The following is a 23896-nucleotide window of genomic DNA, read 5'->3' as shown; positions in this document are numbered from 1 at the left end:
CTGTAATCCAACTTAGCGTATTACTCCGCTACGTTTTTTCTCTTGATATTGCCATGGTAATAACCAGCGTTCAACAACACTTACTAAGCTCATAAAAAATAAACTTAATAATGAAATCAATACAATGACGGCGAACATTTTATCATAGGAAAATGCCTTACGGGATTGAATCATATACACACCTAATCCAACAAAACCACCTAACCATTCTGCTACAACAGAACTGACAAAAGCATAGGAAACACTCACTCGAAGTCCACTGAAAAAATAAGTCATACTTCCCGGCAATTTCACATGCCATAAAATTGCCCAACGACTAGCACCCATTAATTCTAACAATTGAATCGCCTGTTTATCAGCATGAGCAAAACCGTCCAGTAAACTGATAACGATAGGAAATAAGGTGGTTAGTACAACGAGTACAATTTTAGGTGTCATATCATATCCGAGTGCTAGCACTAATATCGGAGCAATCGCAACGGTCGGAATCGTTTGCGAAATAATTAATAATGGATAAATAGCACGATTGAGCCATGACACTAAATCCATAATAAACGCTAATAAAAATGCTAATGCAATACCTATCAGTAATCCTAACCATGCTTGTGCAAGAGTCACTAAACTGTTATCCCATAAGGTTCTCCATTCATGTATAAAAACTTGTACGATTTCAGACGGAGCTGGAATAATAAAACGTGGCAACCAACCTTGTTTTTGTGTAAACTCCCATAATCCTACCAATACTATACTCATTACGATAGCTGGCATTATTTTTTTCCAGTGTGAATTGATATCCACTTAAAACACTCCTATTCTGTGTCGCTTAGGTTGCCTTAACGTCCACTTCGTAAAACACCCTAGCTCACACTATCTTTAATATTTTTATGATTCTTCTGCTATTCATCATCTTCTTTCGATTGTAGAATCACACAAAAAACCTACCTTGTACCCCATAAAAGTGCACAAGATAGGTGTCATCTGTTTTGTTATATATACTTAAACAAACCACATTCCTACGCAAGTACTAACTCGATCAGGTTATAAGGGTTCAAGTAATATCACTCATCTCAGCCAATGGCACCCCTTGTGTGTTGCTTTCAGTATAACAATTTTTAAATAAGTTGTCTACTTTTCACATTCAAACTAATTATTTCACATGGATTTATATTAATAGAAATCACTGAGTTTATCCCCTAAGAAAACAATTCTTTTGACTCCTCACATATCTTATGGTACATTAAAGGTGCAAGAAGTGTGAAGAGCTTTTGCGTATAGCAAAAAGAGTAGATGAGGGCAATCATCTACTCTTTTTTGTAATTAGGCAAGGCTAATTACTCAGGTTATTTTTTGTCGCCTTTATCTTCAAACATTCTGATTAACCATTCAGAAAGGATATTTGATACCACATTGACAAGTAATGGAATGAAGATAAGTATGAAGAGCTCTTCCATACGCATAGCACTCACCCCCTAACCGTCGTTAGTATGGTTAGGCGACAAATATATAGCAAAGCAATCTTATCACATCAATAATTCTTCCTTTACGGCATATTCAGAAATCAAGAAGTATAAAAGATTTTAACAGGGTAGGTGAGTTCCTTTTTGTATCAAACAATCCGTTATTTTTGTACATTGTTACCATTGTCTGATAAAATTTTCATATCAACTATAAAACACAATACGACAATGAGATATCTTTTCAACTCATAAAAGTCTAACTAAGGAGTTTTTCTTATGTTAAATAAATATACAGTCCTATTTCTACTCACAATACTCCTATGGCTAATACCTGCCCCAGTCATAGCACAAGAAGATACAACTATTTGGGTCATCACCGATGTCCATTACCTATCTCCGTCATTACATGATAAAGGCGAAGCTTATCAGCATATCCAAAAAACAAGTGCTGGAAAAGACTTTGACTACGGAGTGGAACGCATGGAGGCACTCATTGGCGAAATTCAAGTAGCTAAACCAGATAGTTTAATTGTATCCGGCGATTTAAGTTTGAATGGCGAGTATCAAAGCATGGCTGATTTAGCTAATTTTTTCGATAAAATTGAAGAACTTGGTACAAAAGTCTATGTTATCCCTGGCAATCATGATATTTCCAGTGGCTGGGCTCGAAAGTTTGACGGCGAGGACTTTCTTCATACACGCCAAGTATTGCCACCAGATTTCAAAGCCCTTTATGCCAATCATGGTTACGATGAAGCAATCGAACAAGATGAGCATAGTCTAAGTTATGTTGCTTCACTCAATGATTCTTTGTGGCTATTGATGATTGACAGTAATATTTATACACAAACAGAGGGGCATGGCGTACCAGCTACCAATGGTATTATCAAAAAAGAAACACTCACTTGGATTGAATCCATTTTAAAGCAAGCCAAAGATAAAAATATAAACGTGCTACCTGTTGTCCACCATAATTCGATTACCCATTTTTCTCAATTAGAAAAAAACTATACACTGGACAATGCAGTTGATTTTCGTGAATTATTATTCCGATACAATATCCCTTTGACTATCAGTGGACATATTCACACACAACATGTGGCACATCTCGAAGAACGTGGGCATCACTTAACCGATATTGTGACCGGAGCATTTTCATCATATCCGTCCTATATCGGCAAGTATCAACTCAACCATGAAAAAATCACCTATACGGCTGAGCCATTAAAGGTAGAGCAGTGGGCAAAAGCCACTCAACAAACGGACAAAAATTTAACAGAATATTCTACTTATATGGCAGAATTATTCAATATTAGTAGCCGTCAATTTGCTTTTCGTGAAATGATTGACGGTGGTTGGTATCATGACGATGAGCCAATTCTTGAAGAAGTAGCTGATTATATCGCTCTAGTCAATCTAGCATTTTTTGCAGGAAAACCGATTCAGTCCTTTGATTTAAGTCACTTTAGTGATTTAGATAAAATTCATCAGCTCATCAAATCTAACGGCAGTCGTATATTTAAACACTACATCGAACGAATTGACCACGAACTTCCTGACTATACAGCTCCTTTGGAAATTAAGTGGTGAAAAATAAACAGCAAACAGCCGATTAACAAAATTGGCTGTTTTGTTATATAGAGACAGCCTTTCAAATTTACAGGATACCTTTCTCGCCGTTGTCTTGAAAGCGATGCCCACACATTGTATAATAAATTTAGATTAAAAAAATATTAGGAGGCTTTTCATGACAAACGCCATCTCTGTAACCATTAATAACTTTGTCAACAGTGCAATTGAACAAGAATTAATTAATCCGATTGACCGCCACTATATAACGAATCGCTTAATGGCTTTAGTAAATATTGATGAATTAACCAATGAAGTAAGCAATAAAACACATTTACTAACTTTAATGGATAATTTGACACAATATGCTGTTGAAAATAATGTGATTGAAAATATCGGCTATGCAAAAGAACAATTTGAAGCAGCCGTAATGGATTTAATTACACCAAGTCCGTCACAATTAAATGAAACATTTTGGAAATTATACCAAGAACATCCTGAAAAAGCGACAAACTATTTTTATCATTTATCGCAAACAAATGATTATATTAAAACACGCAATATCGCTAAAAACATTCAATTTAGCGCATCATACAAACAATACGGAGATTTAGATATTACCATTAACTTATCTAAACCTGAAAAAGACCCTAAAGAAATTGCTCTAGCCAAAACAGCAAAGCAATCTAATTATCCATTATGCTTACTCTGTATGGAAAATGAGGGCTACAAAGGACGCAGCAATCACCCTGCTCGTCAGCAACACCGTTTGGTACGTCTGGATTTAGACGGTCGCCACTATGGTATGCAGTATTCGCCTTACGTTTACTATAATGAACATAGTATCTTTTTAAGCGAAAAGCATACTCCAATGAAAATTGACCGCAAAGCGATTGATAATTTACTTGCAATCGTTGAACGCTTACCACATTATTTTGCTGGTTCAAATGCTGATTTACCAATTGTTGGTGGTTCTATATTAGCTCATGACCACTATCAAGGTGGACGCTATACTTTCCCAATGGAACGTGCAACTGTCTTTGATACTGTTAAATTATCTCAATATCCGACAGTTTCTGCACAATTGGTCAAATGGCCAATGACGGTGATTCGACTTACTGCTGATAAACGTCAAGATGTAGCAGATGCCGGAGAAGCTATTTTAAACTTTTGGCGTGAGTACTCTGATGAAAGCGTAGATGTTATCGCCTATACTGATGACACGCCACATAATACGGTCACACCGGTTGCACGTCGTCGTGGCAATGCTTTTGAGTTAGATATTGTATTGAGAAATAATCGTACGACGGAAGAACACCCAGACGGATTGTTCCACCCACATCAAGATGTTCAACACATCAAAAAAGAAAATATCGGTTTAATCGAAGTAATGGGACTCGCTATCCTACCACCACGCTTAGTCGCTGAATTAGAAGCAGTAAAACAATACTTATTAGGTGCTACGCCACTTTCAACCGTTGCAACTATGCACCAAGAGTGGGCACAAGAACTTCAATCTCGTCATACAGAAATCAATGAAAACAATATTCAAGCACTTATTGAACAAGCTGTTGCTGACAAATTTGGTCGTGTCTTAGAAGACGCAGGTGTCTTCAAACAAGACGAGCAAGGTATCGCTGCTCTTATGCGTTTTATTGCAGCATTTAATCAGCAATAAGATTAGTTTAAACTCAAATAAAGCCCCAAAGTATTTTATATACTTTAGGGGCTCTTTCTCTATTCAATTAAAAATCACGTTCATCAGGACTTTGATATTCAGCAATACCTTTTAATGTATCCAAAATTTCACGGTCTGCTGCTGCTAATTCAAAATCAACATCTAAGTTATTTTGAATGTTTTCAGCTGAGCTTGAACGTGGCAATGGTACAAAACCATGGTCTAAACTCCAACGTAATGCAATTTGTGCCGCTGAACGATTATAACGTTCTGCCATTGCAGCTACGATTTCATTGCTAAATAATTTACCACTACCGAAAGGACTGTATGCTTCCAATACAATATGATTCGCTCGACAATAGTTCACAACATCTTGTTGTAATAGACCAGGTGCCAATAATATTTGATTGACCATTGGCTGAATACGAGCTTGTTCTTTCAATGATTCTAAATGATGTACCATGAAATTCGACACACCAATCGCACGAATTTTGCCTGCTTCGTATAAATCTTCCATTGCACGCCAAGACTCTGCATTCGCTTTTTTCCACTCATCCGGAGAAATCTCACGTAATGCTTTTGGATTTGGCCAATGAATCAACACTAAATCAATATACTCTAATTGTAATTTTTCAAGCGATTCTTCAAGTGATTGCTTCGTATTTTCATAACCACGCTGATTATTCCAAACCTTAGTCGTAACAAAAATTTCTTCTCTTGCTAACTCACTATCTTTAATCGCTAGACCGACTGCCTTTTCATTCCCATAAATTTGTGCTGTATCAATATGACGATACCCTACACTTAACGCATGCTTCACTGCATCATAGGCAACATTATCAGCTTCCGGTAATTGCCATGTACCAAATCCAATACTTGGCATAGTTACGCCATTATGAAATACTACAGTTTCTGTCATTTTCATCATCCCCTCAATATTATTCCGCTTTCATTATAGTTGATATAATTAACGTAGTAAAGTAATTTAAGGAACTACCTAACAGTCAAACGATTGAAAATGTGAGTTTTTTTAATTTTATAGTTGATTTTTAATTTTATGTGTGTTAAATTAATCTTACATTAATTCAGCGAGAGGAGCTTATCAAATGTTATACCATTCTTTTAATAATGTCATTATTATTATTAACTTCAGGACTTAGTTAGTTGATTCATTCAATTAAACAAGTCCTATTCGTGTTAATCTAGAATGGGATTTATAAGTTTCAGCCTTTCCCATTCATAGTGAATGAGAAAGGTTTTTCTTTTGTCTTAATAAAAAATATAAGGAGCGATTACAATGAATTTATTTACAAACTTTAACCGATTATTCCGTGACTACTTATCTTGGACTGTCTTAGCAGCGACTGGGATTGCCCTATTCTTACCAAATTATTTTACATGGGCAACAGCGATTGTCACTTATCTTTTACAATTCATCATGTTTACAATGGGATTAACCATGACCTTAAAAGATTTTAGCGAAGTCTTCCGTAAACCTACTCGCATTTTATTAGTTGAAGTAGCCCAATATTTATTCATGCCATTTTCAGCTTTTATGCTATCGCAACTCTTTCATTTGCCTAGTGAAATGGCATTGGGGCTAATCCTAGTTGGTTCAGTCCCTGGTGGTACATCATCAAATGTAATTACCTATTTAGCAAATGGTGATGTTCCCTTATCAATTAGTGCCACTAGTGTTTCAACTTTATTAAGCCCACTTTTAACACCATTCATGTTATCATTATATGGTGGAGCTTATTTAGAAGTAAGTTTTATGGCAATGTTTCTATCAATTGTCAAAGTAGTTTTAGTGCCTGTGGTACTAGGGTTATTAGTTAACTATTTCTTCGGTTCGCACACGCAAAAAATCGGAGCAACATTACCTACACTATCTTCCGTTGCTGTACTCGTTGTGTTAATGGGTACTGTTGCTGTAAATCGTGACACTTTACTATCAACAGGAGCCTTAATGTTTTTCGTTGTATTCTTACATAATTTAAGTGGTTATAGCTTCGGCTACTTATTAGGATTTTTATTTAAGTTAGATAAAAAAACAACTCGTGCAATGGCTGTTGAAATCGGCTTGCAAAACACTGGATTAGCTGCTAGTCTAGGATTAGCTCATTTTTCACCAATAGTTGCCGTAGCCGGTGCTGCTGGTGCAGTCGTACATACCTTATTTGGTAGCCTTTATGCCAATCTTTGTGCAGCAAGAGATGCACGTGATTCATTTAGCCTACCGTTCAGTAAAAGAGCCAAATCATCTGTAACATCTGCATCATAATTTTAGAAAGAAGGAACACTTTATGTTAACACTTGCTCAAGTCACACGTCCTGGTGTCGGTCAATATATTAGCGAATCAGGGGCTTTACGTTATTTAGATGAAAAAATCTCTATGTTTAAGCAGCCTTTAATTATTACAGGCGATTTATCTTATGATGCTTTTTTGAAATTTTATCCCGGGACTCGGGCCTTTAATGTATTGAAATACGATAGAACAGCTTCCAATGAAAATATGGCTCATTTAGCTCAACAAGCACCTGTCGATACGGATATTGTCATCGGAATTGGTGGTGGCAAGGTGCTCGATACGGCTAAAGGAACAGCAGAATTATTGAATGTCGAATATATCACAATTCCTACCGTATTAGGTACATGTGCAGCCTACACACCATTATCTGCTGTCTATCACCCTAATCACTCATTTAAAACAGTCGACTACTATCCACGTGCAGCTTATGTTTGCTTAGTTGATTTAGATTTACTCTTAGACTCTCCATTGAAATATTTAATGGGTGGCATTGGCGATACATTGGCAAAATGGTATGAGGCAATCGCTATTGCTGAACGTCTTGAGTCATGGCCAGCTATGGTATCAATGGGGCTTAATAGTGCAAAATTAACGCAAGAAATCTTACTGCGTGACAGCCAATTAGCTATTCAAAGTTTGCAAACAAAACAATATTCACCGGAATTTCATCGTGTGGTCGATGCGATATTTGCCATTGCCGGTTCTGTCGGTGGTTTTGCCGGTGAATACGGAAGAATGTCCGGTGCACATGCTGTTCATAATGGAATGTCGCTCGTTCATGAAACTCATGAATTTGAGCATGGAGTCAAAGTAGCCTACGGCATTTTAGTCCAACTAGTAGCACTCAATCAAATGGACGAAGTTCATCGCCTGTTAGACTTCTATCATACCAATGGTTTCAAAGCAAAATTATCAGAATTTAATGTAACAGATAATCTTGAAACTCATGCACGCACAATCGCCGATTTTGCTGCATCTGACGCTGAAACCTTTAACTTAGCCAAACCAGATTGTACTAGCGACGATGTTTACCAAGCAATCTTGACCTTAGAATCACTATAACTTTAACAAAAACAGCGAGAAACAAAAGCTATGTTTCTCGCTGTTTTTTAATTGCTTTCTAAAAACTGAATTTGTTGATTTTCAAGTGAAGAAATACGACAAATCGAATGTACTGGCACGCCCTTTGCTTCTAGTTTTTGACGCCCAGCTTGAAATGATTTTTCAATACAAATACCAACACCAACAACAGTTGCACCTGCCTGCTCAACTAAATCAATCAAACCTAACGCAGCTTCTCCATTCGCTAAGAAGTCATCAATAATTAACACTCGGTCATTTTCATTTAAATATTGTTTTGAAATAATCACACGACTAGTTACATTTTTAGTATAACTATGAACATCTGTTTCATAACGTTCTTGATTTTTCAATGTAGACGGCTGCGTCTTTTTAGCAAATAACATCGGCACTTTAAAATGAGCAGCTGTAATAATTGCCGGAGCAATCCCCGATGCTTCAATCGTTAATACTTTTGTTATCCCAGCTTGACGAAAACGATAATAAAAATCAATCCCAATCTCTTGCATAATTTGTGGGTCGATTTGGTGATTCATAAATGAATCCACTTTAATGACATTGTTAGGCAATACTTTTCCGTCTTTTAAAATGCGTTCTTTTAAATAACTCATACTTAACGAATCCTTTCTATCTCTGTATAAACGTAATTACTATACTCCTATTATGACCTAATCCTATCCTAATCGCTACCAAATATTGAAATAACGCAAAAAAATAGCCGTATCGTTCGTCTTTTTATCCGAACAACAACGACTATCTTTTTAAAAAATTTCATTTTCATACTCCACACGATTCATATACAAACCTTGTGGAGGAGCTGTTGGCCCCGCTTGATTGCGATTTTTTACTTCAATTAAGCGTACCAATTCATCAACTGGCTTTAATCCGTCACCTATTTGCAATAGAGTTCCAACCAATATCCGAATCATATTATATAAAAAACCATTGCCATAAAAACGAAAGACTAATTCTTGATTGTCTAAATCTTCATACACTTGTGCCTCATATATCGTACGGACTTTGTCTTCCTTGTCCGTCTTGGTTGAGCAAAAACTCGTAAAATCATGTGTTCCAATAATGGATTGAATAGCTATCTGCATACGTTGTAAATCATAGCGATACCCATGGTGCGTTGTATATAAACGTTTAAATGGATTCGGAAACTGCCCGATATCCACTCGATAAATATATTCTTTCGCTACACTATGATACCGAGCATGAAAATCATCAGCAACTCGTGCAGCAGCCACCACACAAATAGAATCGTCCAATAAACTATTGAGTGCACGCTGCAAAGCCTCAGGGTGAATGGCAGCAGGATAATCAAAATGCACTACCTGCCCCAATGCATGCACACCTGAATCCGTTCGTCCTGAACTAGATGTCGGAATATGCTCTCCTTTTTTTAATTTTGCCATTGTGGCAAGTGCTTTTTCTAAGGCCGCTTGAATCGTTGGCCCATTCGGTTGCACTTGATACCCCACGTATTGCGTACCGTCATACTGTAATTTTATTGCATATCTTGGCATAACAACCTCTTACACATACAAACGAAGTGCAATCAACGCAACTGTCACAATAACAAATGCCAACACAACCCAAAAATCCTGTCTTGTAAACTGTAATTGTCTGAACTTTGTGCGTCCCTCGCCACCACGATAGCCACGTGCCTCCATAGCTGTCGCCATTTCTTCGGCACGATTAAATGCACTGACAAATAATGGTACAAGTACTGGTACCACTGCTTTCATTCGTTGAATAAAAGACCCTTGGTCAAATTCTACACCACGAGAACGTTGAGCATTCATAATTTTTTGTGCCTCATCAATTAATGTCGGTACATAACGTAAGGCTATTGAAAGCATTAGTGCAATTTCATGCGACGGAAAACCTATTTTTTCTAATGGACGTAACATATGTTCAATCCCGTCTGCTAATTCCAATGGTGCTGTTGTCAAAGTTAAAATCGTTGACATCATAATAATTAATACCAATCGTAAAAAGATATAAATAGCATTAATTACCCCTAATGACGTAATCACTATCGGCCCCCATTGAAAATAAACTTCACCACCAATAGTGAAAAATATTTGAAAGACAACCGTAAACAAGATTAACCAAATCATCGGTTTGACACCATTAATAAAATAAGATAGCTTAATCCCTGTCAATGCAATCGCTAAAAAAGTAAATAGAATCAGTAAACCATAACCCCATAAATTATTAGCTAAGAAAATAATCCCAATAAAATAAAAACTACCTAATAATTTCGTACGTGGATCTAAACGATGAATAAATGAATCCGATTGAATATAGCGACCTAATAATAATTTATCTAACATCAGTTCCCTCCTCATCTTTCAAGGCAATAATGTCATCAATTAAGGCTTCAACTGATAATGGATAATGTGTGTGTGCAATACCTAGTCGTTCTTCCAAACGCTTCATAAAATGTAATGTATTTGGTAATCCTAATTGATAATCATTTAACCATTCATCATCTTGAAACAATGCCTCTGGCGAACCTTCCGTTAATTTCGTTCCTTGATTCATCACAATCACATGCTCTGCATACGACACCACATCTTCCATATGGTGCGTTACCATTACCATTGTTAAATTTTGTGTCTTTTGTAAATTCACAAACATTTCTAACATTTGAACATGTCCCATTGGGTCTAATCCAGCTGTCGGTTCATCTAAAACTAATATTTCAGGCTCAAGAGCTAGTACACCAGCAATCGCAACACGTCGCATTTGTCCGCCACTCAAATCAAATGGCGACCGACTGTATAAAGTTTCGGATATGCCCACTAATGCTAATTTTTCACGTGCAATCCTTTCTGCTGCTTCCTCTGTCGCACCGAAATTTAACGGCCCGAACATCACATCTTTTAAGACCGTTTCTTCAAATAACTGCGCCTCTGGAAATTGAAAGACAACTCCTACTTTTTTACGCAATGGTTTCAATGACTCATGTTTCGACGTAGCCGTAACTTTTTCTCCTGCAATCGTTACAGACCCAGTTGTCGGTCTCACTAACACATTCAAATGTTGCAGTAAAGTAGATTTACCTGAACCTGTATGCCCAACAATCGCTGTAATCTTTCCTGCTGGTATTTCAAGATTAATATCATATAACGCTCGGTACTCAAACGGAGAGTTTGCATTATATGTATAGCCTACTTGCTCAAATACGATGTTGTTAACCATTCAAGTAGTGCCTCCTCTGATAAATATTCTTCCGGAACATTAATTCCTCTATTTGCTAAACCTTCTTTTAATTTTTGAGCAAATGGCACATCTAATCCCATCTGAATTAATTCATCACCTCGCTCAAAAATCTTATCCGGTGTGTTTTGCTCCACCAAATCCCCTTGATTCATTACTAAAATACGGTCAGCATAACTCGCCTCATCAATATCATGCGTAATGGAAATCACCGTCAAATGATGATGTTCTTTTACTTTCTTTATCGCTTCAATCACTTCACGACGACCAAGTGGGTCTAACATCGCTGTCGCCTCATCTAAAATGATAACATCTGGACGCAAGGCTAAAACACTCGCAATCGCCACACGCTGTTTTTGTCCACCCGACAATCTTGCCGGTTCACTTTTACGAAACGATTCCATTCTAACTTCTGCCAAGGCTTCTTCGATACGTTGTATCATCTCCGAACGTGGCACACCATGATTCTCTAAACCAAATGCTACATCATCCTCCACAGTTGCCCCAACAAATTGGTTATCAGGATTTTGAAAAACCATACCGACTGTACGGCGGACGTCCCAAACGGTATTTTCATCAAGTAATTGTCCATTGACATACACTTCTCCGGCATCTGGAACTAATAACCCATTCAAAATTTTTGCCAAAGTTGATTTACCTGAACCATTAGGTCCAATAATCGCAATCCATTCTCCCTTTTTAATTGAAAAAGAAACATCCTTTAATGCTTGGTATTCTGAGTCAAAATATTTAAATGACAAATCTTTAATTTCAAAAATAGAATCTGACATCTATTATACTCCTTTTCTGGCTCGTTCAAGGCTGACTGCCCTCGCTCACACTCTATTCATTCTTACTCCAATAAGTTTTTTTAACACTCATTGTTTAAACTCACAATCAAAATCCAATACTTTGATTGAATATACTTATTTTCAGCTATTATTAGCAATTCTCAACTAAATACATACATAACATTATAACACAGATACCTTTTAATTTAATACTTTTCCGTTTTAATATTCAGCATTCGGACATAAATTATATCGGGAATTATATCGAAATTACCCAAGTGTGCAATATATTTTGAATATACCTTTTACGGCAAAATAATAAAGCACTTGACAAAGATGATTTGTTCTACCAAGTGCTGTATTATTTTAATAATATGTACTGTCAATAAGAAATAAATTGAAACTTAAGATTATCTAAGTATTTGCTCATTCATACGGGTTTATACATCATGACTTAGATACCCATGGTGTATATCTCAGCCACTAGAAAAGTTATAGGCAACAAATCAATCCAGCAAGCTAGAATACGGTTCTGCTTGTAATTGATATAATTCCTTGTAGTAATCATTCGATTGCATCAATTCCTCATGACTTGAAAATGCTACAACTTCACCACGTTTAATTAGTAACACTTTATCGGCTTTTTTAACACTCGATAATCGATGTGTCACGAAAATAACAGTTTTTCCAGTTGATAATTCTAAAAATTGTTTGTAAATTTTGTTTTCAAGTTTAGCATCAATAGCAGCAGTAGGCTCATCAAGTATCAAAATGTCTTTATCTGCAAAAAACGCACGAGATAAAGCAATTTTCTGCCATTCTCCACCAGATAAATCGGTAGCATCAGCAAATATTTTCCCTAATTGTTGGTCTAAGTCAATATTTGATTTTTCAGGATAAAAACCACTCTTTGTTAAAGCTAATACTATATCAGCTTCATTAGTGTTCGTTAAATCAGATATGTTAATATTTTCTTTTAATGTAAAATTATATCGATAATAATCCTGAAAAACAGTGGCTATCAGTGACCGATATTGTGTTATATCTAATGAATTGATACTCATATTATCAATTTTAATCGCATTATCAGGTGCTTGATACAAACCGCATAATAATTTTACAAGCGTTGTCTTACCTGAACCATTTTCACCAACGATAGCAATTTTTTGACCTTTTTCAATATCAAAACTAACTTGATTTAAAACATTTGCGGTTGTATTGGGATACCGGAACGACAAATTATCTACACTGATTTTTGAAAATGTGTCAACTGATGTATTTGAATTTGACGCACTAACTGACGCACCCATAAAATTAAAGTATCGTTCCATATAAAGTAATGTATCATAAAGTAAACTACTCTCTTCTATTACCCTAGACATACTTTGCATCGTATAAACAATCGCACTTGAAAAAATCAAAATTGAACCGGCAGCAAATCTTCCTTTTGTTACTCCATTTAATACATAAACAAAACCACCCACACTAATTAGTGCTGTGACAAAAAGAAAGCTAATTGAAATACTGAACTGTTTCAGACGATTATTTTTTACACCAACAATTATCTTTTTATACGTATCTAAGTATTTATTTTTGATAAATGAATGCATATTATACATTTTTACTTCTTTAATGGCTTGATTTGATAAACTTAAACTACCATAATAATTAAGTTTTCTTGATTCAGGGCTATTCGATACTAATGTTTCAAATGCTTGTTGCTGAATTCTGTAAAACATCAACCCTTGTGGTATTAATACAATTAAAATTGCCACTGCAATCAACAGATGAAAATCTACCAATAGCCACAGCATAGAAATTAACGTAATCAAATTTCCAATAACGCTTGACCCAAATACAATTAAATTAACTGGTCGCCAACTCGCTTCAGATTGAATCACATTAATATCATCGTAAAATTCAGAATCTTCAAATAATTCAATGGTCATCATTTCTTCAGTTTTATCTATCAAACTAGTATTCAAATATAGTGTTAGTTTATCAGTCAGCTGTCCTTGTAGAAAGACATTGAGTGGAACTGTCAAATTATTGAGTACAAATAATACACTCCAAAATATTAAGTAGAGATTCACAGAAGAAAACTGTTGTTGCGCAACCAAATTAATTAAAACATTTGACACCCAAACATTTAATGTGGGAATTAAATATTGAATTGGAACAATTAACAATATTAATAAGGTTACTTTTACATCTGCTCTAAAAATAAGTCTTAAACTTTTAGAATACAATTCAAAATATTTTTTTAACTGCATATTATTATTCACCTCTTCCATATCTTTTATATATACCATTTCCTAATTAAGTCTGATATTAATAGCGAACAAACTCGACTAATTATAAAATATCAAAATGAAATATTACTAGCATATAAATATGCCTACGTCAAAAGCTACTCTAAATTGTTCATGACACATTCACTCCTCGAACTATGTATAGGTACTTAAAACGGTTACTTTATACTTTTATTTTATACCAATCATTTTTATAACACAACATTCAAATATATTTATTTTCAATAAACCATTCAAAAATTTCAATTGCAACGCAAAAAACACTTGAACCAAAGTCCAAGTGCACAATAATATTAAAAAAAGCTTTTACGATGTTAGCACATGTCAAGGTACCACACTAAAGGATACCTTGACTTTTCCGAAAAATCGGTGTGCTTAGAGCTAGACCATTACATCAATGTAATAATCATAACACTCCCATCATAAAAGTTACTGCTAATAAAGCAATTATTATACTAACTCGATAATTACCATTGGTGCGCCATCACCACGACGAGGTCCTTTTTTAAGGATACGTGTGTAACCACCATTACGTTCTGCGTAACGAGTTGCATAAGTATCGAATAAACGTTGTAATACACGTTCAACAACAACTTCTTCACCTTCAATACGAGCATCTGCAATTTCATTGCGTAAGAAAGCTGCTGCTTGACGGCGTGCTGCTAAATCACCACGTTTAGCTAAAGTGATCATTTTTTCAACAAATTTACGAACTTCTTTAGCACGTGCTTCAGTTGTTTCAATACGCTCGTTAATTAATACGTCTGTTGTTAAATCACGTAGCATTGCTTTACGTTGAGCACTTTTACGTCCTAATTTACGGTATGCCATGCTTGGTTTCCTCCTTTACATTGTCTATTTATTAGTCATCTTGACGTAAACTTAAATCTAAGTTTTCAAGTTTTTGCTTAACTTCTTCTAACGATTTACGACCTAAGTTACGGACTTTAATCATTTCAGCTTCGCTCTTATTCGTTAACTCTTGAATTGTGTTAATACCTGCACGTTTCAAGCAGTTGTAAGAACGAACTGATAAGTCAAGTTCTTCAATGGTCATAACAAGCATTTTTTCTTTTTCTGCTTCTTCTTTTTCAACCATGATTTCAGTATGACGGGCTTCATCATTTAAGTTCACAAAAATATTTAAATGTTCAGTCATAATTTTTGCTGCTAAACTTAAAGATTTTTCAGGGCTAATTGAACCGTCGGTCCAAATATCCATCGTTAATTTGTCATAGACATTTTTTTGCCCAATACGTGTGTTCTCAACTTGATAATTAACCTTTTGAATAGGTGTATAAATCGAATCAATTGGTAATACTCCAATTGGCATATCTTCACGTTTGTTGTGTTCTCCACGAACATAACCACGACCAGTTGCCACATTGATTTGCATATTTAATTCAGCACCTTCAGCTAATGTACAAATATATAAATCAGGATTTAAAATTTGTACTTCATTGTCATGAATAATATCAGCAGCAGTCACTTTCTTAGGTCCTACTACATTTAATTCAATCACTTTAGATTCTTGAGAATGCAATTTCAATGCTAACTGTTTCAAATGAAGAATTATCGTTGGGACGTCTTCAACAACGCCTTTCACGGTAGCAAATTCATGTAATACTCCATCAATTTGGATGCTAGTAACAGCGACTCCAGGTAACGAAGATAACAAAATACGACGTAATGAGTTTCCAAGGGTTGTTCCATATCCACGTTCTAGTGGCTCAATCACGATTTTACCAAATTTGGAATCGTCACTGACTTCAATCGTTCTAATTTCTGGCTTTTCAATCTCGATCATTGATTATCATATCCCCTTTCAAAACGTTTTATTGTAATGATAATTTTGTAGCATTACATGTAGCTTAATGAGTAAATCCCATTATACACGGCGACGTTTTGGAGGACGGCAACCGTTATGTGGAATTGGCGTTACGTCACGAATTGCTGTAACATCTAATCCTGTTGCTTGTAAAGAACGGATAGCTGATTCACGACCAGCACCAGGTCCTTTAACAGTAACTTCAACAGATTTCATACCATGATCCATTGCACCTTTAGCTGCAACTTCAGATGCCATTTGAGCAGCAAATGGAGTTGATTTTTTAGATCCACGGAAACCTAATGATCCTGCTGAAGACCAAGAAATTGCGTTACCATTAACGTCTGTAATCATCACGATTGTGTTATTGAATGTAGAGCGAATATGTGCAACGCCTTTTTCAATATTTTTTCTCACACGACGACGACGACGAGCTTGTTGTTTCTTTGCCATTAACTATTTACCTCCTTATCCTAAATTCTTAATTATTTTTTCCCTGCGACCATTTTCTTAGGTCCTTTACGAGTACGTGCATTATTTTTTGTATTTTGTCCACGTACAGGTAATCCTTTACGGTGACGGAATCCACGATAAGAACCAATTTCTTGAAGACGTTTAATGTTTAATGAAACTTCACGACGTAAGTCACCTTCAACTTTGATGCCATCGATAATAGCACGGATACGGTCTAACTCATCGTTTGATAAATCTTTAACACGTGTATCTTCTGATACATTTGCTTCAGCTAAAATACGTTGAGCAGTTACTTTACCGATTCCATAAATATATGTTAATGAAATAACTACACGTTTTTCACGTGGAATATCTACTCCTGCAATACGAGCCATATTACTTGTGCACCTCCTTTATATTAACCTTGACGTTGTTTATGTTTTGGATTTTCGCAAATTACCATAACTTTTCCGTTACGTTTAATAATTTTGCATTTTTCACAGATTGGTTTTACTGATGCTCTAACTTTCATTGATTTCCCTCCTTAAATTTAAACCTGATGGTTATTTAAAGCGGTATGTAATTCGACCACGTGTCAAATCGTATGGAGATAATTCAATTGTTACTTTATCTCCCGGCAAGATTCGAATGTAGTTCATACGAATTTTACCTGAAACGTGAGCTAAAATTTCATGCCCGTTCTCTAATTCAACCTTAAACATTGCATTCGGTAAAGTTTCAATGACTGTACCTTCAACTTCAATTACATCATCTTTAGCCATTCATACTTCCTCCTCTTACCTTTTAATACTCAAAGTCATGATTCCTGTCATCCTATTTTTCTAAAATAGAACGCACTTCACGGTAAACTTCTTCAATTGTTTGATCGCCTTCGATCGTATGAAGCAATCCACGTTGGTCATAATATTCAAGTATAGGTCGAATAGATTCCATTTGGAGATTAATTCGATGTGCTACCTTTTCAGGTTTATCATCTTCTCGTTGGTAGAAATCCGTTGAACCACAGACATCACATACACCTTCAACTTTTGGTGGATTATATAGTTTATGATAAGTTGCACCACAGTTACGGCAAATAATTCGCCCACTCAAACGTTCTTTTAAAACTTCTGGATCAACCTTAATATAAATAACAGCATCAATTTGCGTATTTAACTCTTTAAGGTTTAAGTCTAACGCCTCTGCTTGAGCACTTGTTCGTGGATACCCATCTAACATAAATCCTTTTTCAGCAACATCTTGTTGAGATAAACGTTCACGAACGATACCATTCGTTACTTCATCTGGCACAAGGTTACCTTGATCAGTATATGATTTCGCTTTTAAACCAAGCGGTGTTTCATTTTTTATCGCTTCTCGGAACATATCACCTGTTGCAATATGTACCACTTCATAATCACGCTTGATAAATTCACTTTGTGTTCCTTTACCAGCGCCTGGTAATCCCATTAATAAGATATTCATACTATCGCTTCCTTTTTATTGCTTATCAAGCTGTAAAAATCCAGTGTAACGACGTTTCGCCATACGACCTTCAATTTGTTTAGCTGTTTCAATCGCAACCCCTACAACGATTAATAAACTTGTACCACTCAACGCAATTTTTGATGGAATTTTCCATACGAAACTTCCGACAATTGGCAATACTGCGATTATTGTTAAATACAAAGCTCCTAATCCACTTAAACGATTAATTGTTCGAGTTAAGAAGTTTTCTGTATCTTTACCAGGTCTTACACTTGGAATGTAACCACCTTGTTTTTGTAAATTTTCAGCAACTTTCTCCGGATTGACTTGAACTAATGAGTAGAAGTATGAGAATAGAATCAATAGTATCGTATAGAAAATCGCACCATATAAATGTTGCAAATTAAAGATATTCGCTACGACAGCTTTCCATCCACCTTCACTACCAAATTTGAAAAAGCCCATAATTGTTTGTGGAGTTGAAATTACAGATGTTGCAAAAATTACTGGAATTACTCCGGCTGAATTGATTTTTAATGGTAAATGAGCAGTATGTTTTGCTCCAGATGCTTTTTTCGAATGATGAATCGGAATACGTAACTGTGCTCTCTCCATCACTACGACAATAATAATCAATATCACAATTACTGAGATTATTAACATCAATATCAATAAGTTACGTGTTAATTTATCTCCAGCATTTGTTAAATAAGTTTGGAAGTAACTATAAAACTGCTTTGGTACTTCGGCAACGATACCCGCAAAAATTAACATGGATACACCATTTCCGATACCGTTACGAGTGATTTGCTCCCCTAACCATACTAAAAACATTGTTCCAGCCGTCAAGACTAGTGCAATTGTTAAGTATGTAGGCATACTTGGGTTTTTGATTAAGTTTAATCTAGATAATTGATTAAAACCTAATGATAATCCGTATGCTTGAACAAAACCAATTAAAATTCCTGCATAAGTTGTCGCTTGATTTAATTTACGACGACCTACTTCACCTTGCTTAGCCCACTCCGTAAACTTCGGCACAATATCCATTTGTAATAATTGAATAATAATGGATGCTGTAATATAAGGAGATACACCTAATGCAAAGATAGAGTAACGAGCTAATGCCCCTCCACCAAATGTATTAAGTAATCCCAATACACCAGCCGATGCTAACGTTTTAATTGCGGCTGCATTGACACCAGGAACTGGAATATGAGAACCTAATCTGAATACTGCGAAAATGAAAAGCGTGAAGAATATTCTGTTACGAATATCCTTGCTCGCAAATGCATTTTTCAAAAAGGTAAACATCTTAGATCACCTCGATTGATCCACCAGCTGCAGTAATTGCTTCTTCTGCACCTTTGGAGAATTTAACCGCTTGAACAGTTAACTTTCTTTCCAGTTGTCCTTCACCTAGAATTTTAACACCTGAAAGCTCTTTTTTAATAATGCCTGCTTCAATTAATAAAGCTGGTGTTACTGTTGTGCCATCTTCAAAACGGTTTAATGTTTCAACATTAACAATCGCATATTCTTTACGGTTGATATTGTTAAATCCACGTTTTGGTAAACGACGGAATAATGGGTTTTGTCCACCCTCGAATCCTAAACGTACGCCACCACCAGAACGAGCTTTTTGACCTTTTTGACCACGTCCAGCAGTTTTACCATTACCAGAACCTTGACCACGACCAACACGGTTACGTTCTTTACGTGAGCCTTCTACCGGTTTTAATGTATGAAGTTTCATCCTTGGGCACCTCCTTGTTAAAAATTTTTAAATTATGCTTCTTTAACTTCTACTAAATGACTAATCGTATTCACCATACCACGAATTGCTACGTTATCAGGTTTTACCACAGTTTTATGTGGTTTAGTTAAACCTAAAGCTTTAGCAGTTGCGATTTGGTTTTTAGGACGTCCAATTAAGCTACGTTTTAATGTGATTGATAAGTTCGCCATTTAATTGTCCTCCTAACCTAAGATTTCTTCTACTGTTTTACCACGTAATGCAGCAACTTCTTCAGCAACTTTTAATTGTTTTAAACCTTCAACAGTTGCACGAATCATGTTGATTGGTGTGTTTGAACCTAATGATTTAGAAGTAATATCCGCTACCCCTGCCAATTCGACAACGGCACGTACAGGACCTCCGGCAGCAACTCCAGAACCGGCTGTTGCTGGTTTAAGAAGTACACGACCACCACAGAATTCACCAATTACTTCATGAGGAATTGTTGTTCCTGTCATTGGTACAGCGATTAAGTTCTTTTTAGCATCTTCAACAGCTTTACGAATAGCTTCTGGAACTTCTTGAGCTTTACCAGTTCCGAAACCAACGTGACCATTACGGTCGCCGACTACTACTAATGCAGAGAAACGTAAACGACGTCCACCTTTTACTACTTTAGTAACACGGTTAATCGTAACTAAACGCTCTTCAAGATTTTCTAAATTAGCTGGATTAATAAATACCATGAATCGATGTCCTCCTTTTCTTAAAATTCTAAGCCGTTTTCACGAGCAGCTTCAGCTAAAGCTTTTACACGGCCATGGTATAAGTATCCACCACGGTCAAATACAACAACTTTATGACCTTTTTCAACTGCACGTTCAGCTACTAATTTACCAACAGCAGCAGCTTGTTCAACTTTAGTTCCTGCTATTGATTTTTCATTACTAGAGGCACTTGCAAGCGTCACACCCGCTACGTCATCAATTAATTGAGCGTAGATGTGTGTATTCGAACGGAATACGTTCAAGCGTGGGCGCTCAGCAGTACCAGAGATACGATTTCTTACACGTGCGTGACGTTTACGACGCACTTTATTTTTATCTGGTTTAGTAATCACAATTGTCACCTCTTATATTATGTATTATTAAAATGTAAACGAAGTTAACTGGATTATTTACCAGTCTTACCTTCTTTACGACGTACGATTTCGTTAGAGTAACGAATACCTTTACCTTTGTATGGCTCTGGTGGACGAACGGCACGAATATTCGCTGCTAATTCGCCAACTCTTTCTTTGTTGAACCCTTCAACAATAATTGTAGTGTTGTTTGGAACTTCAAAGCTTACGCCATCTACTTCTTCAAATTCAACTGGGTGAGATAAACCAACACTTAATGTTAATTTGTTACCAGCTTTTTGAGCACGGTACCCAACCCCAACTAAGTTTAATTCTTTTTTGAATCCAGTTGAAACACCTTCAACCATGTTATTGAACACTGAACGAGTTGTTCCGTGTAATGAACGGTTTTCTTTTGAATCATCTGGACGAGAGAATGTTACAACATTCTCTTCAATTTCAACATTAATACTTGGAGCTAATTCACGAGTTAACTCGCCTTTAGGTCCTTTAACAGTCACTGTATGACCATTTAATTCTACGGTTACGCCTGCTGGGATTACGACTGGTTTTTTACCGATACGACTCACAGGGCTGCACCTCCTTTATTTTATTTAGTTGTTTAGATTACCAAATATAAGCTAATACTTCGCCACCTACACCAGCTTGACGAGCTTGTTTATCAGTAACAATACCGTTTGATGTAGAGATAATTGCGATACCTAACCCATTTAATACTTTAGGTAACTCTTCGTTTTTAGCATATACACGTAAACCTGGTTTTGAAATACGTTTAATACCTGTGATAACTTTTTCGTTATTACGTCCGTATTTTAAGAATACTTTGATTTCGTTTTGTTTATCATCTTCAGTTACTTCATAGTTTTTGATGAAACCTTCATTTTTTAAGATTTCAGCAATCGCAACTTTCATATTTGAAGATGGAGCAGAAACTGTCTTATGACCAACACTGTTCGCATTACGAATACGTGTTAAGAAATCTGCAATTGGATCTGTCATAACCATATGATGTTTACCTCCTCTTTTACTTTTAAATTACCAACTAGCTTTTTTAACGCCTGGAATTTGACCTTTATAAGCAAGTTCACGGAAGCAAATACGGCAAAGTTTGAATTTACGATAAACTGAGTGTGGACGTCCACAACGTTCGCAACGTGTATACTCTTGCACTTTAAACTTAGGTTGACGTTTGTTCTTTTGAACCATTGATGTTTTAGCCAATTAAATTCGCCTCCTTATCTTATTTCTTGAATGGCATGCCTAATTCTTTTAATAAAGCATGACTTTCTTCATCGGTACGTGCAGTTGTTACGATAACAATATCCATACCACGCACTTTATCTACACGATCATAGTTAACTTCTGGGAAAATTAATTGCTCTTTAACACCTAATGTGTAGTTTCCACGACCATCAAACGCTTTGTTTGATACACCTTGGAAGTCACGTACACGCGGTAATGAAACAGTAATTAACTTATCTAAGAAGTCATACATTCTTTCACCACGTAATGTTACTTTAGCACCAATTGGCATACCTTCACGTAAACGGAAACCAGCAATTGATTTTTTCGCTTTAGTAATAAGTGGTTTTTGACCTGTTAACAGAGTTAATTCATCAACTGCTTTTTCTAAGTTTTTAGCATTAGAAACAGCATCACCAACACCCATGTTAACAACGATTTTTTCTACTTTTGGAACTTGCATAACTGAAGTGTATCCAAATTGTTCAACTAACTTTGGTGTTACTTCCTCAGTAAATTTTGCTTTTAAACGATTTACCATTGTTTGTTATCCTCCCTTCTTAGATTAGTTAATTGTTTCGTTTGATTTTTTAGAATAACGAACTTTTTTACCATCTTCGAAGCGGTATCCTACACGAGTAGCTTCACCTTTTGAATCTACTAGCATAACATTTGATACGTGAATTGGTGCTGGGAATTCTTCAATTCCACCTGTACCAGTTTGTGATGGTTTTACATGTTTTTTAGCAATATTTAAGCCTTCAACTACAACTCGATTTTGCTTTGGTAAAGTTTGGATTACTGTACCTTGTTTACCTTTATCTTTACCTGCAATTAATTGTACTTTGTCGCCTTTTTTGATACGCATGTTTGGTTTCCTCCTTCGTTTAGTTTTACAGAACTTCTGGAGCTAGTGAAACAATCTTCATGTAGTTGTTGTCACGTAATTCACGTGCAACTGGTCCAAAGATACGCGTACCACGTGGGCTCTTATCATCACGAATAATAACGCAAGCATTTTCGTCAAACTTGATATAAGAACCATCTTTACGACGAGCTCCTGATTTAGTACGAACGATTACAGCTTTGACTACGTCACCTTTCTTAACAACTCCACCGGGTGTTGCATGTTTAACCGTTGCAACAATTACATCCCCAATATTAGCAGTTTTACGTCCAGATCCACCTAAAACTCTAATAGTTAAGACTTCACGTGCACCTGAGTTGTCGGCAACTTTTAATCGACTTTCTGTTTGAATCATTTTCGATTTCCTCCTTCCAGATTAACTGTTTATTAGATGATTACTGCTTCTTCAACAATCTCTAATAAGCGGAAGCGTTTCGTAGCAGATAATGGACGAGTTTCCATGATACGTACGATGTCGCCTTCTTTTGCACTGTTCAATTCATCATGTGCTTTGTATTTTTTAGAGTATTTAACGCGTTTACCGTATTTAGGATGTGTTTTACGAGTATCTACTTGAACTGTGATAGTTTTATCCATTTTGTCAGATACAACACGACCTTGGTATACTTTACGTTGATTGCGTGTTTCAGTCATACTTTATGTGCCTCC

The 23896-nt window shown here is 36.0% G+C and carries 31 protein-coding genes and 1 riboswitch; of the genes, 4 read left to right on the top strand and 27 right to left on the bottom strand.

The genetic code is table 11. The features are described 5' to 3' along the window. Positions 1 to 12: 12 nt before the first annotated feature. A complete protein-coding gene (locus JDW14_00710) occupies positions 13 to 753 on the bottom strand; it encodes an ABC transporter permease (protein ID QQD66459.1) in 741 nt (246 codons plus the stop codon). Positions 754 to 993: 240 nt separating this feature from the next. Beyond that, positions 994 to 1095: riboswitch (TPP riboswitch) on the bottom strand. A gap of 638 nt (positions 1096 to 1733) precedes the next feature. Here JDW14_00710 and JDW14_00705 point away from each other — a divergent pair. Then, positions 1734 to 3047: a metallophosphoesterase gene (locus JDW14_00705; GenBank protein QQD65684.1), complete on the top strand. Its 1314-nt coding sequence runs from the start codon at positions 1734 to 1736 to the stop codon at positions 3045 to 3047. A 157-nt stretch (positions 3048 to 3204) separates the two neighbouring features. Next, entirely contained in the window at positions 3205 to 4704 is a 1500-nt protein-coding gene (gene galT, locus JDW14_00700) for a UDP-glucose--hexose-1-phosphate uridylyltransferase (GenBank protein ID QQD65683.1), read from the top strand. Between the two features lie 67 nt (positions 4705 to 4771). On the opposite strand, the gene JDW14_00695 is transcribed toward galT, so the two are convergent. Then, entirely contained in the window at positions 4772 to 5623 is an 852-nt protein-coding gene (locus JDW14_00695; GenBank protein ID QQD65682.1) for an aldo/keto reductase, read from the bottom strand. A 378-nt stretch (positions 5624 to 6001) separates the two neighbouring features. Here JDW14_00695 and JDW14_00690 point away from each other — a divergent pair, with 378 nt between their 5' ends. Both JDW14_00690 and JDW14_00685 read left to right on the top strand, forming a co-directional pair. Then, the gene (locus tag JDW14_00690; GenBank protein QQD65681.1) at positions 6002 to 6988 is read left to right on the top strand and encodes a bile acid:sodium symporter family protein; all 987 of its coding nucleotides are present in this window, start codon (positions 6002 to 6004) and stop codon (positions 6986 to 6988) included. Between the two features lie 22 nt (positions 6989 to 7010). Next, positions 7011 to 8078: an iron-containing alcohol dehydrogenase family protein gene (locus JDW14_00685; protein QQD65680.1), complete on the top strand. Its 1068-nt coding sequence runs from the start codon at positions 7011 to 7013 to the stop codon at positions 8076 to 8078. A 47-nt stretch (positions 8079 to 8125) separates the two neighbouring features. Here JDW14_00685 and JDW14_00680 read toward each other — a convergent pair whose 3' ends face one another. The 25 genes from JDW14_00680 to rpsQ all read right to left on the bottom strand — a co-directional run bounded on the left by JDW14_00680 (position 8126) and on the right by rpsQ (position 23881). Next, on the bottom strand, positions 8126 to 8707 hold the full coding sequence (locus tag JDW14_00680) for a xanthine phosphoribosyltransferase (protein QQD65679.1): 582 nt from the start codon (positions 8705 to 8707) through the stop codon (positions 8126 to 8128). A gap of 150 nt (positions 8708 to 8857) precedes the next feature. Further along, entirely contained in the window at positions 8858 to 9625 is a 768-nt protein-coding gene (gene truA / locus JDW14_00675) for a tRNA pseudouridine(38-40) synthase TruA (protein QQD65678.1), read from the bottom strand. A 9-nt stretch (positions 9626 to 9634) separates the two neighbouring features. Beyond that, entirely contained in the window at positions 9635 to 10438 is an 804-nt protein-coding gene (locus JDW14_00670; protein ID QQD65677.1) for an energy-coupling factor transporter transmembrane protein EcfT, read from the bottom strand. Further along, positions 10428 to 11309, bottom strand: a complete 882-nt coding sequence (locus JDW14_00665) for an energy-coupling factor ABC transporter ATP-binding protein (protein ID QQD65676.1) — start codon at positions 11307 to 11309, stop codon at positions 10428 to 10430. Before JDW14_00665 ends, JDW14_00670 begins: the two co-directional genes overlap by 11 nt. Continuing rightward, a complete protein-coding gene (locus JDW14_00660; protein QQD65675.1) occupies positions 11279 to 12118 on the bottom strand; it encodes an energy-coupling factor ABC transporter ATP-binding protein in 840 nt (279 codons plus the stop codon). The genes JDW14_00665 and JDW14_00660 overlap by 31 nt, the downstream gene beginning before the upstream one ends. 506 nt (positions 12119 to 12624) lie before the next feature. Further along, positions 12625 to 14391 carry an ABC transporter ATP-binding protein gene (locus JDW14_00655; protein ID QQD65674.1) on the bottom strand — a complete coding sequence of 589 codons (1767 nt, stop codon included), beginning with the start codon at positions 14389 to 14391 and terminating at the stop codon, positions 12625 to 12627. Positions 14392 to 14880: 489 nt separating this feature from the next. After that, positions 14881 to 15261, bottom strand: coding sequence for a 50S ribosomal protein L17 (gene rplQ / locus JDW14_00650; protein ID QQD65673.1), 381 nt, complete (start codon positions 15259 to 15261; stop codon positions 14881 to 14883). A gap of 31 nt (positions 15262 to 15292) precedes the next feature. Then, entirely contained in the window at positions 15293 to 16237 is a 945-nt protein-coding gene (locus JDW14_00645) for a DNA-directed RNA polymerase subunit alpha (GenBank protein QQD65672.1), read from the bottom strand. An 81-nt stretch (positions 16238 to 16318) separates the two neighbouring features. Beyond that, complete coding sequence (gene rpsK / locus JDW14_00640; protein QQD65671.1) at positions 16319 to 16711, bottom strand: 30S ribosomal protein S11; 393 nt, start codon at positions 16709 to 16711, stop codon at positions 16319 to 16321. Between the two features lie 32 nt (positions 16712 to 16743). Next, on the bottom strand, positions 16744 to 17106 hold the full coding sequence (gene rpsM / locus JDW14_00635) for a 30S ribosomal protein S13 (GenBank protein QQD65670.1): 363 nt from the start codon (positions 17104 to 17106) through the stop codon (positions 16744 to 16746). 23 nt (positions 17107 to 17129) lie between these two features. Continuing rightward, a complete protein-coding gene (gene rpmJ, locus JDW14_00630; GenBank protein QQD65669.1) occupies positions 17130 to 17243 on the bottom strand; it encodes a 50S ribosomal protein L36 in 114 nt (37 codons plus the stop codon). Between the two features lie 31 nt (positions 17244 to 17274). Beyond that, entirely contained in the window at positions 17275 to 17493 is a 219-nt protein-coding gene (infA, locus tag JDW14_00625) for a translation initiation factor IF-1 (protein ID QQD65668.1), read from the bottom strand. Between the two features lie 52 nt (positions 17494 to 17545). Beyond that, positions 17546 to 18196 carry an adenylate kinase gene (locus JDW14_00620; protein ID QQD65667.1) on the bottom strand — a complete coding sequence of 217 codons (651 nt, stop codon included), beginning with the start codon at positions 18194 to 18196 and terminating at the stop codon, positions 17546 to 17548. Positions 18197 to 18211: 15 nt separating this feature from the next. Beyond that, complete coding sequence (gene secY / locus JDW14_00615) at positions 18212 to 19513, bottom strand: preprotein translocase subunit SecY (GenBank protein QQD65666.1); 1302 nt, start codon at positions 19511 to 19513, stop codon at positions 18212 to 18214. A gap of 1 nt (position 19514) precedes the next feature. Further along, on the bottom strand, positions 19515 to 19955 hold the full coding sequence (gene rplO, locus JDW14_00610; GenBank protein ID QQD65665.1) for a 50S ribosomal protein L15: 441 nt from the start codon (positions 19953 to 19955) through the stop codon (positions 19515 to 19517). 32 nt (positions 19956 to 19987) lie between these two features. Continuing rightward, the gene (rpmD, locus tag JDW14_00605; GenBank protein ID QQD65664.1) at positions 19988 to 20167 is read right to left on the bottom strand and encodes a 50S ribosomal protein L30; all 180 of its coding nucleotides are present in this window, start codon (positions 20165 to 20167) and stop codon (positions 19988 to 19990) included. A 12-nt stretch (positions 20168 to 20179) separates the two neighbouring features. Further along, a complete protein-coding gene (gene rpsE, locus JDW14_00600; GenBank protein ID QQD65663.1) occupies positions 20180 to 20683 on the bottom strand; it encodes a 30S ribosomal protein S5 in 504 nt (167 codons plus the stop codon). 20 nt (positions 20684 to 20703) lie between these two features. Continuing rightward, on the bottom strand, positions 20704 to 21057 hold the full coding sequence (gene rplR, locus JDW14_00595) for a 50S ribosomal protein L18 (GenBank protein ID QQD65662.1): 354 nt from the start codon (positions 21055 to 21057) through the stop codon (positions 20704 to 20706). Between the two features lie 53 nt (positions 21058 to 21110). Further along, complete coding sequence (rplF, locus tag JDW14_00590; GenBank protein QQD65661.1) at positions 21111 to 21647, bottom strand: 50S ribosomal protein L6; 537 nt, start codon at positions 21645 to 21647, stop codon at positions 21111 to 21113. A gap of 37 nt (positions 21648 to 21684) precedes the next feature. Continuing rightward, the gene (gene rpsH / locus JDW14_00585) at positions 21685 to 22083 is read right to left on the bottom strand and encodes a 30S ribosomal protein S8 (GenBank protein QQD65660.1); all 399 of its coding nucleotides are present in this window, start codon (positions 22081 to 22083) and stop codon (positions 21685 to 21687) included. 30 nt (positions 22084 to 22113) lie between these two features. Continuing rightward, positions 22114 to 22299, bottom strand: coding sequence for a type Z 30S ribosomal protein S14 (locus JDW14_00580; GenBank protein ID QQD65659.1), 186 nt, complete (start codon positions 22297 to 22299; stop codon positions 22114 to 22116). 19 nt (positions 22300 to 22318) lie between these two features. After that, positions 22319 to 22861 (bottom strand): 50S ribosomal protein L5, encoded by a 543-nt coding sequence (gene rplE / locus JDW14_00575; protein QQD65658.1) that lies wholly within the window; start codon positions 22859 to 22861, stop codon positions 22319 to 22321. Between the two features lie 24 nt (positions 22862 to 22885). After that, positions 22886 to 23188: a 50S ribosomal protein L24 gene (gene rplX, locus JDW14_00570; GenBank protein QQD65657.1), complete on the bottom strand. Its 303-nt coding sequence runs from the start codon at positions 23186 to 23188 to the stop codon at positions 22886 to 22888. Positions 23189 to 23213: 25 nt separating this feature from the next. After that, the gene (rplN, locus tag JDW14_00565; GenBank protein ID QQD65656.1) at positions 23214 to 23582 is read right to left on the bottom strand and encodes a 50S ribosomal protein L14; all 369 of its coding nucleotides are present in this window, start codon (positions 23580 to 23582) and stop codon (positions 23214 to 23216) included. Positions 23583 to 23614: 32 nt separating this feature from the next. Beyond that, a complete protein-coding gene (gene rpsQ / locus JDW14_00560; GenBank protein ID QQD65655.1) occupies positions 23615 to 23881 on the bottom strand; it encodes a 30S ribosomal protein S17 in 267 nt (88 codons plus the stop codon). Between the last annotated feature and the right edge of the window lie 15 nt (positions 23882 to 23896).

This window comes from Aerococcaceae bacterium zg-252 (assembly GCA_016237705.1).
GTDB classification, from domain to species: Bacteria; Bacillota; Bacilli; order Lactobacillales; family Aerococcaceae; genus Globicatella; species Globicatella yangjingiae.
This window is presented reverse-complemented; position numbering and strand designations above follow the sequence as displayed.

What these genes read in the sequence shown, in the direction of transcription:
- secY (QQD65666.1), bottom strand. Translation starts at nt 19,513, where the DNA reads ATGTTTACCTTTTTGAAAAATGCATTTGCGAGCAAGGATATTCGTAAC.
- JDW14_00655 (QQD65674.1), bottom strand. Translation starts at nt 14,391, where the DNA reads ATGCAGTTAAAAAAATATTTTGAATTGTATTCTAAAAGTTTAAGACTT.
- infA (QQD65668.1), bottom strand. Translation starts at nt 17,493, where the DNA reads ATGGCTAAAGATGATGTAATTGAAGTTGAAGGTACAGTCATTGAAACT.
- JDW14_00670 (QQD65677.1), bottom strand. Translation starts at nt 10,438, where the DNA reads ATGTTAGATAAATTATTATTAGGTCGCTATATTCAATCGGATTCATTT.
- rplX (QQD65657.1), bottom strand. Translation starts at nt 23,188, where the DNA reads ATGCGTATCAAAAAAGGCGACAAAGTACAATTAATTGCAGGTAAAGAT.
- JDW14_00690 (QQD65681.1), top strand. Translation starts at nt 6,002, where the DNA reads ATGAATTTATTTACAAACTTTAACCGATTATTCCGTGACTACTTATCT.
- rpmJ (QQD65669.1), bottom strand. Translation starts at nt 17,243, where the DNA reads ATGAAAGTTAGAGCATCAGTAAAACCAATCTGTGAAAAATGCAAAATT.
- truA (QQD65678.1), bottom strand. Translation starts at nt 9,625, where the DNA reads ATGCCAAGATATGCAATAAAATTACAGTATGACGGTACGCAATACGTG.
- rplO (QQD65665.1), bottom strand. Translation starts at nt 19,955, where the DNA reads ATGAAACTTCATACATTAAAACCGGTAGAAGGCTCACGTAAAGAACGT.
- galT (QQD65683.1), top strand. Translation starts at nt 3,205, where the DNA reads ATGACAAACGCCATCTCTGTAACCATTAATAACTTTGTCAACAGTGCA.
- JDW14_00685 (QQD65680.1), top strand. Translation starts at nt 7,011, where the DNA reads ATGTTAACACTTGCTCAAGTCACACGTCCTGGTGTCGGTCAATATATT.
- rpmD (QQD65664.1), bottom strand. Translation starts at nt 20,167, where the DNA reads ATGGCGAACTTATCAATCACATTAAAACGTAGCTTAATTGGACGTCCT.
- JDW14_00665 (QQD65676.1), bottom strand. Translation starts at nt 11,309, where the DNA reads ATGGTTAACAACATCGTATTTGAGCAAGTAGGCTATACATATAATGCA.
- JDW14_00660 (QQD65675.1), bottom strand. Translation starts at nt 12,118, where the DNA reads ATGTCAGATTCTATTTTTGAAATTAAAGATTTGTCATTTAAATATTTT.
- JDW14_00695 (QQD65682.1), bottom strand. Translation starts at nt 5,623, where the DNA reads ATGACAGAAACTGTAGTATTTCATAATGGCGTAACTATGCCAAGTATT.
- rpsQ (QQD65655.1), bottom strand. Translation starts at nt 23,881, where the DNA reads ATGACTGAAACACGCAATCAACGTAAAGTATACCAAGGTCGTGTTGTA.
- rplN (QQD65656.1), bottom strand. Translation starts at nt 23,582, where the DNA reads ATGATTCAAACAGAAAGTCGATTAAAAGTTGCCGACAACTCAGGTGCA.
- JDW14_00705 (QQD65684.1), top strand. Translation starts at nt 1,734, where the DNA reads ATGTTAAATAAATATACAGTCCTATTTCTACTCACAATACTCCTATGG.
- JDW14_00620 (QQD65667.1), bottom strand. Translation starts at nt 18,196, where the DNA reads ATGAATATCTTATTAATGGGATTACCAGGCGCTGGTAAAGGAACACAA.
- JDW14_00680 (QQD65679.1), bottom strand. Translation starts at nt 8,707, where the DNA reads ATGAGTTATTTAAAAGAACGCATTTTAAAAGACGGAAAAGTATTGCCT.
- rplQ (QQD65673.1), bottom strand. Translation starts at nt 15,261, where the DNA reads ATGGCATACCGTAAATTAGGACGTAAAAGTGCTCAACGTAAAGCAATG.
- rplE (QQD65658.1), bottom strand. Translation starts at nt 22,861, where the DNA reads ATGGTAAATCGTTTAAAAGCAAAATTTACTGAGGAAGTAACACCAAAG.
- rpsM (QQD65670.1), bottom strand. Translation starts at nt 17,106, where the DNA reads ATGGCTCGTATTGCAGGAGTAGATATTCCACGTGAAAAACGTGTAGTT.
- JDW14_00645 (QQD65672.1), bottom strand. Translation starts at nt 16,237, where the DNA reads ATGATCGAGATTGAAAAGCCAGAAATTAGAACGATTGAAGTCAGTGAC.
- JDW14_00710 (QQD66459.1), bottom strand. Translation starts at nt 753, where the DNA reads ATGAGTATAGTATTGGTAGGATTATGGGAGTTTACACAAAAACAAGGT.
- rpsK (QQD65671.1), bottom strand. Translation starts at nt 16,711, where the DNA reads ATGGCAAAGAAACAACAAGCTCGTCGTCGTCGTCGTGTGAGAAAAAAT.
- rpsH (QQD65660.1), bottom strand. Translation starts at nt 22,083, where the DNA reads ATGGTTATGACAGATCCAATTGCAGATTTCTTAACACGTATTCGTAAT.
- rpsE (QQD65663.1), bottom strand. Translation starts at nt 20,683, where the DNA reads ATGGTATTTATTAATCCAGCTAATTTAGAAAATCTTGAAGAGCGTTTA.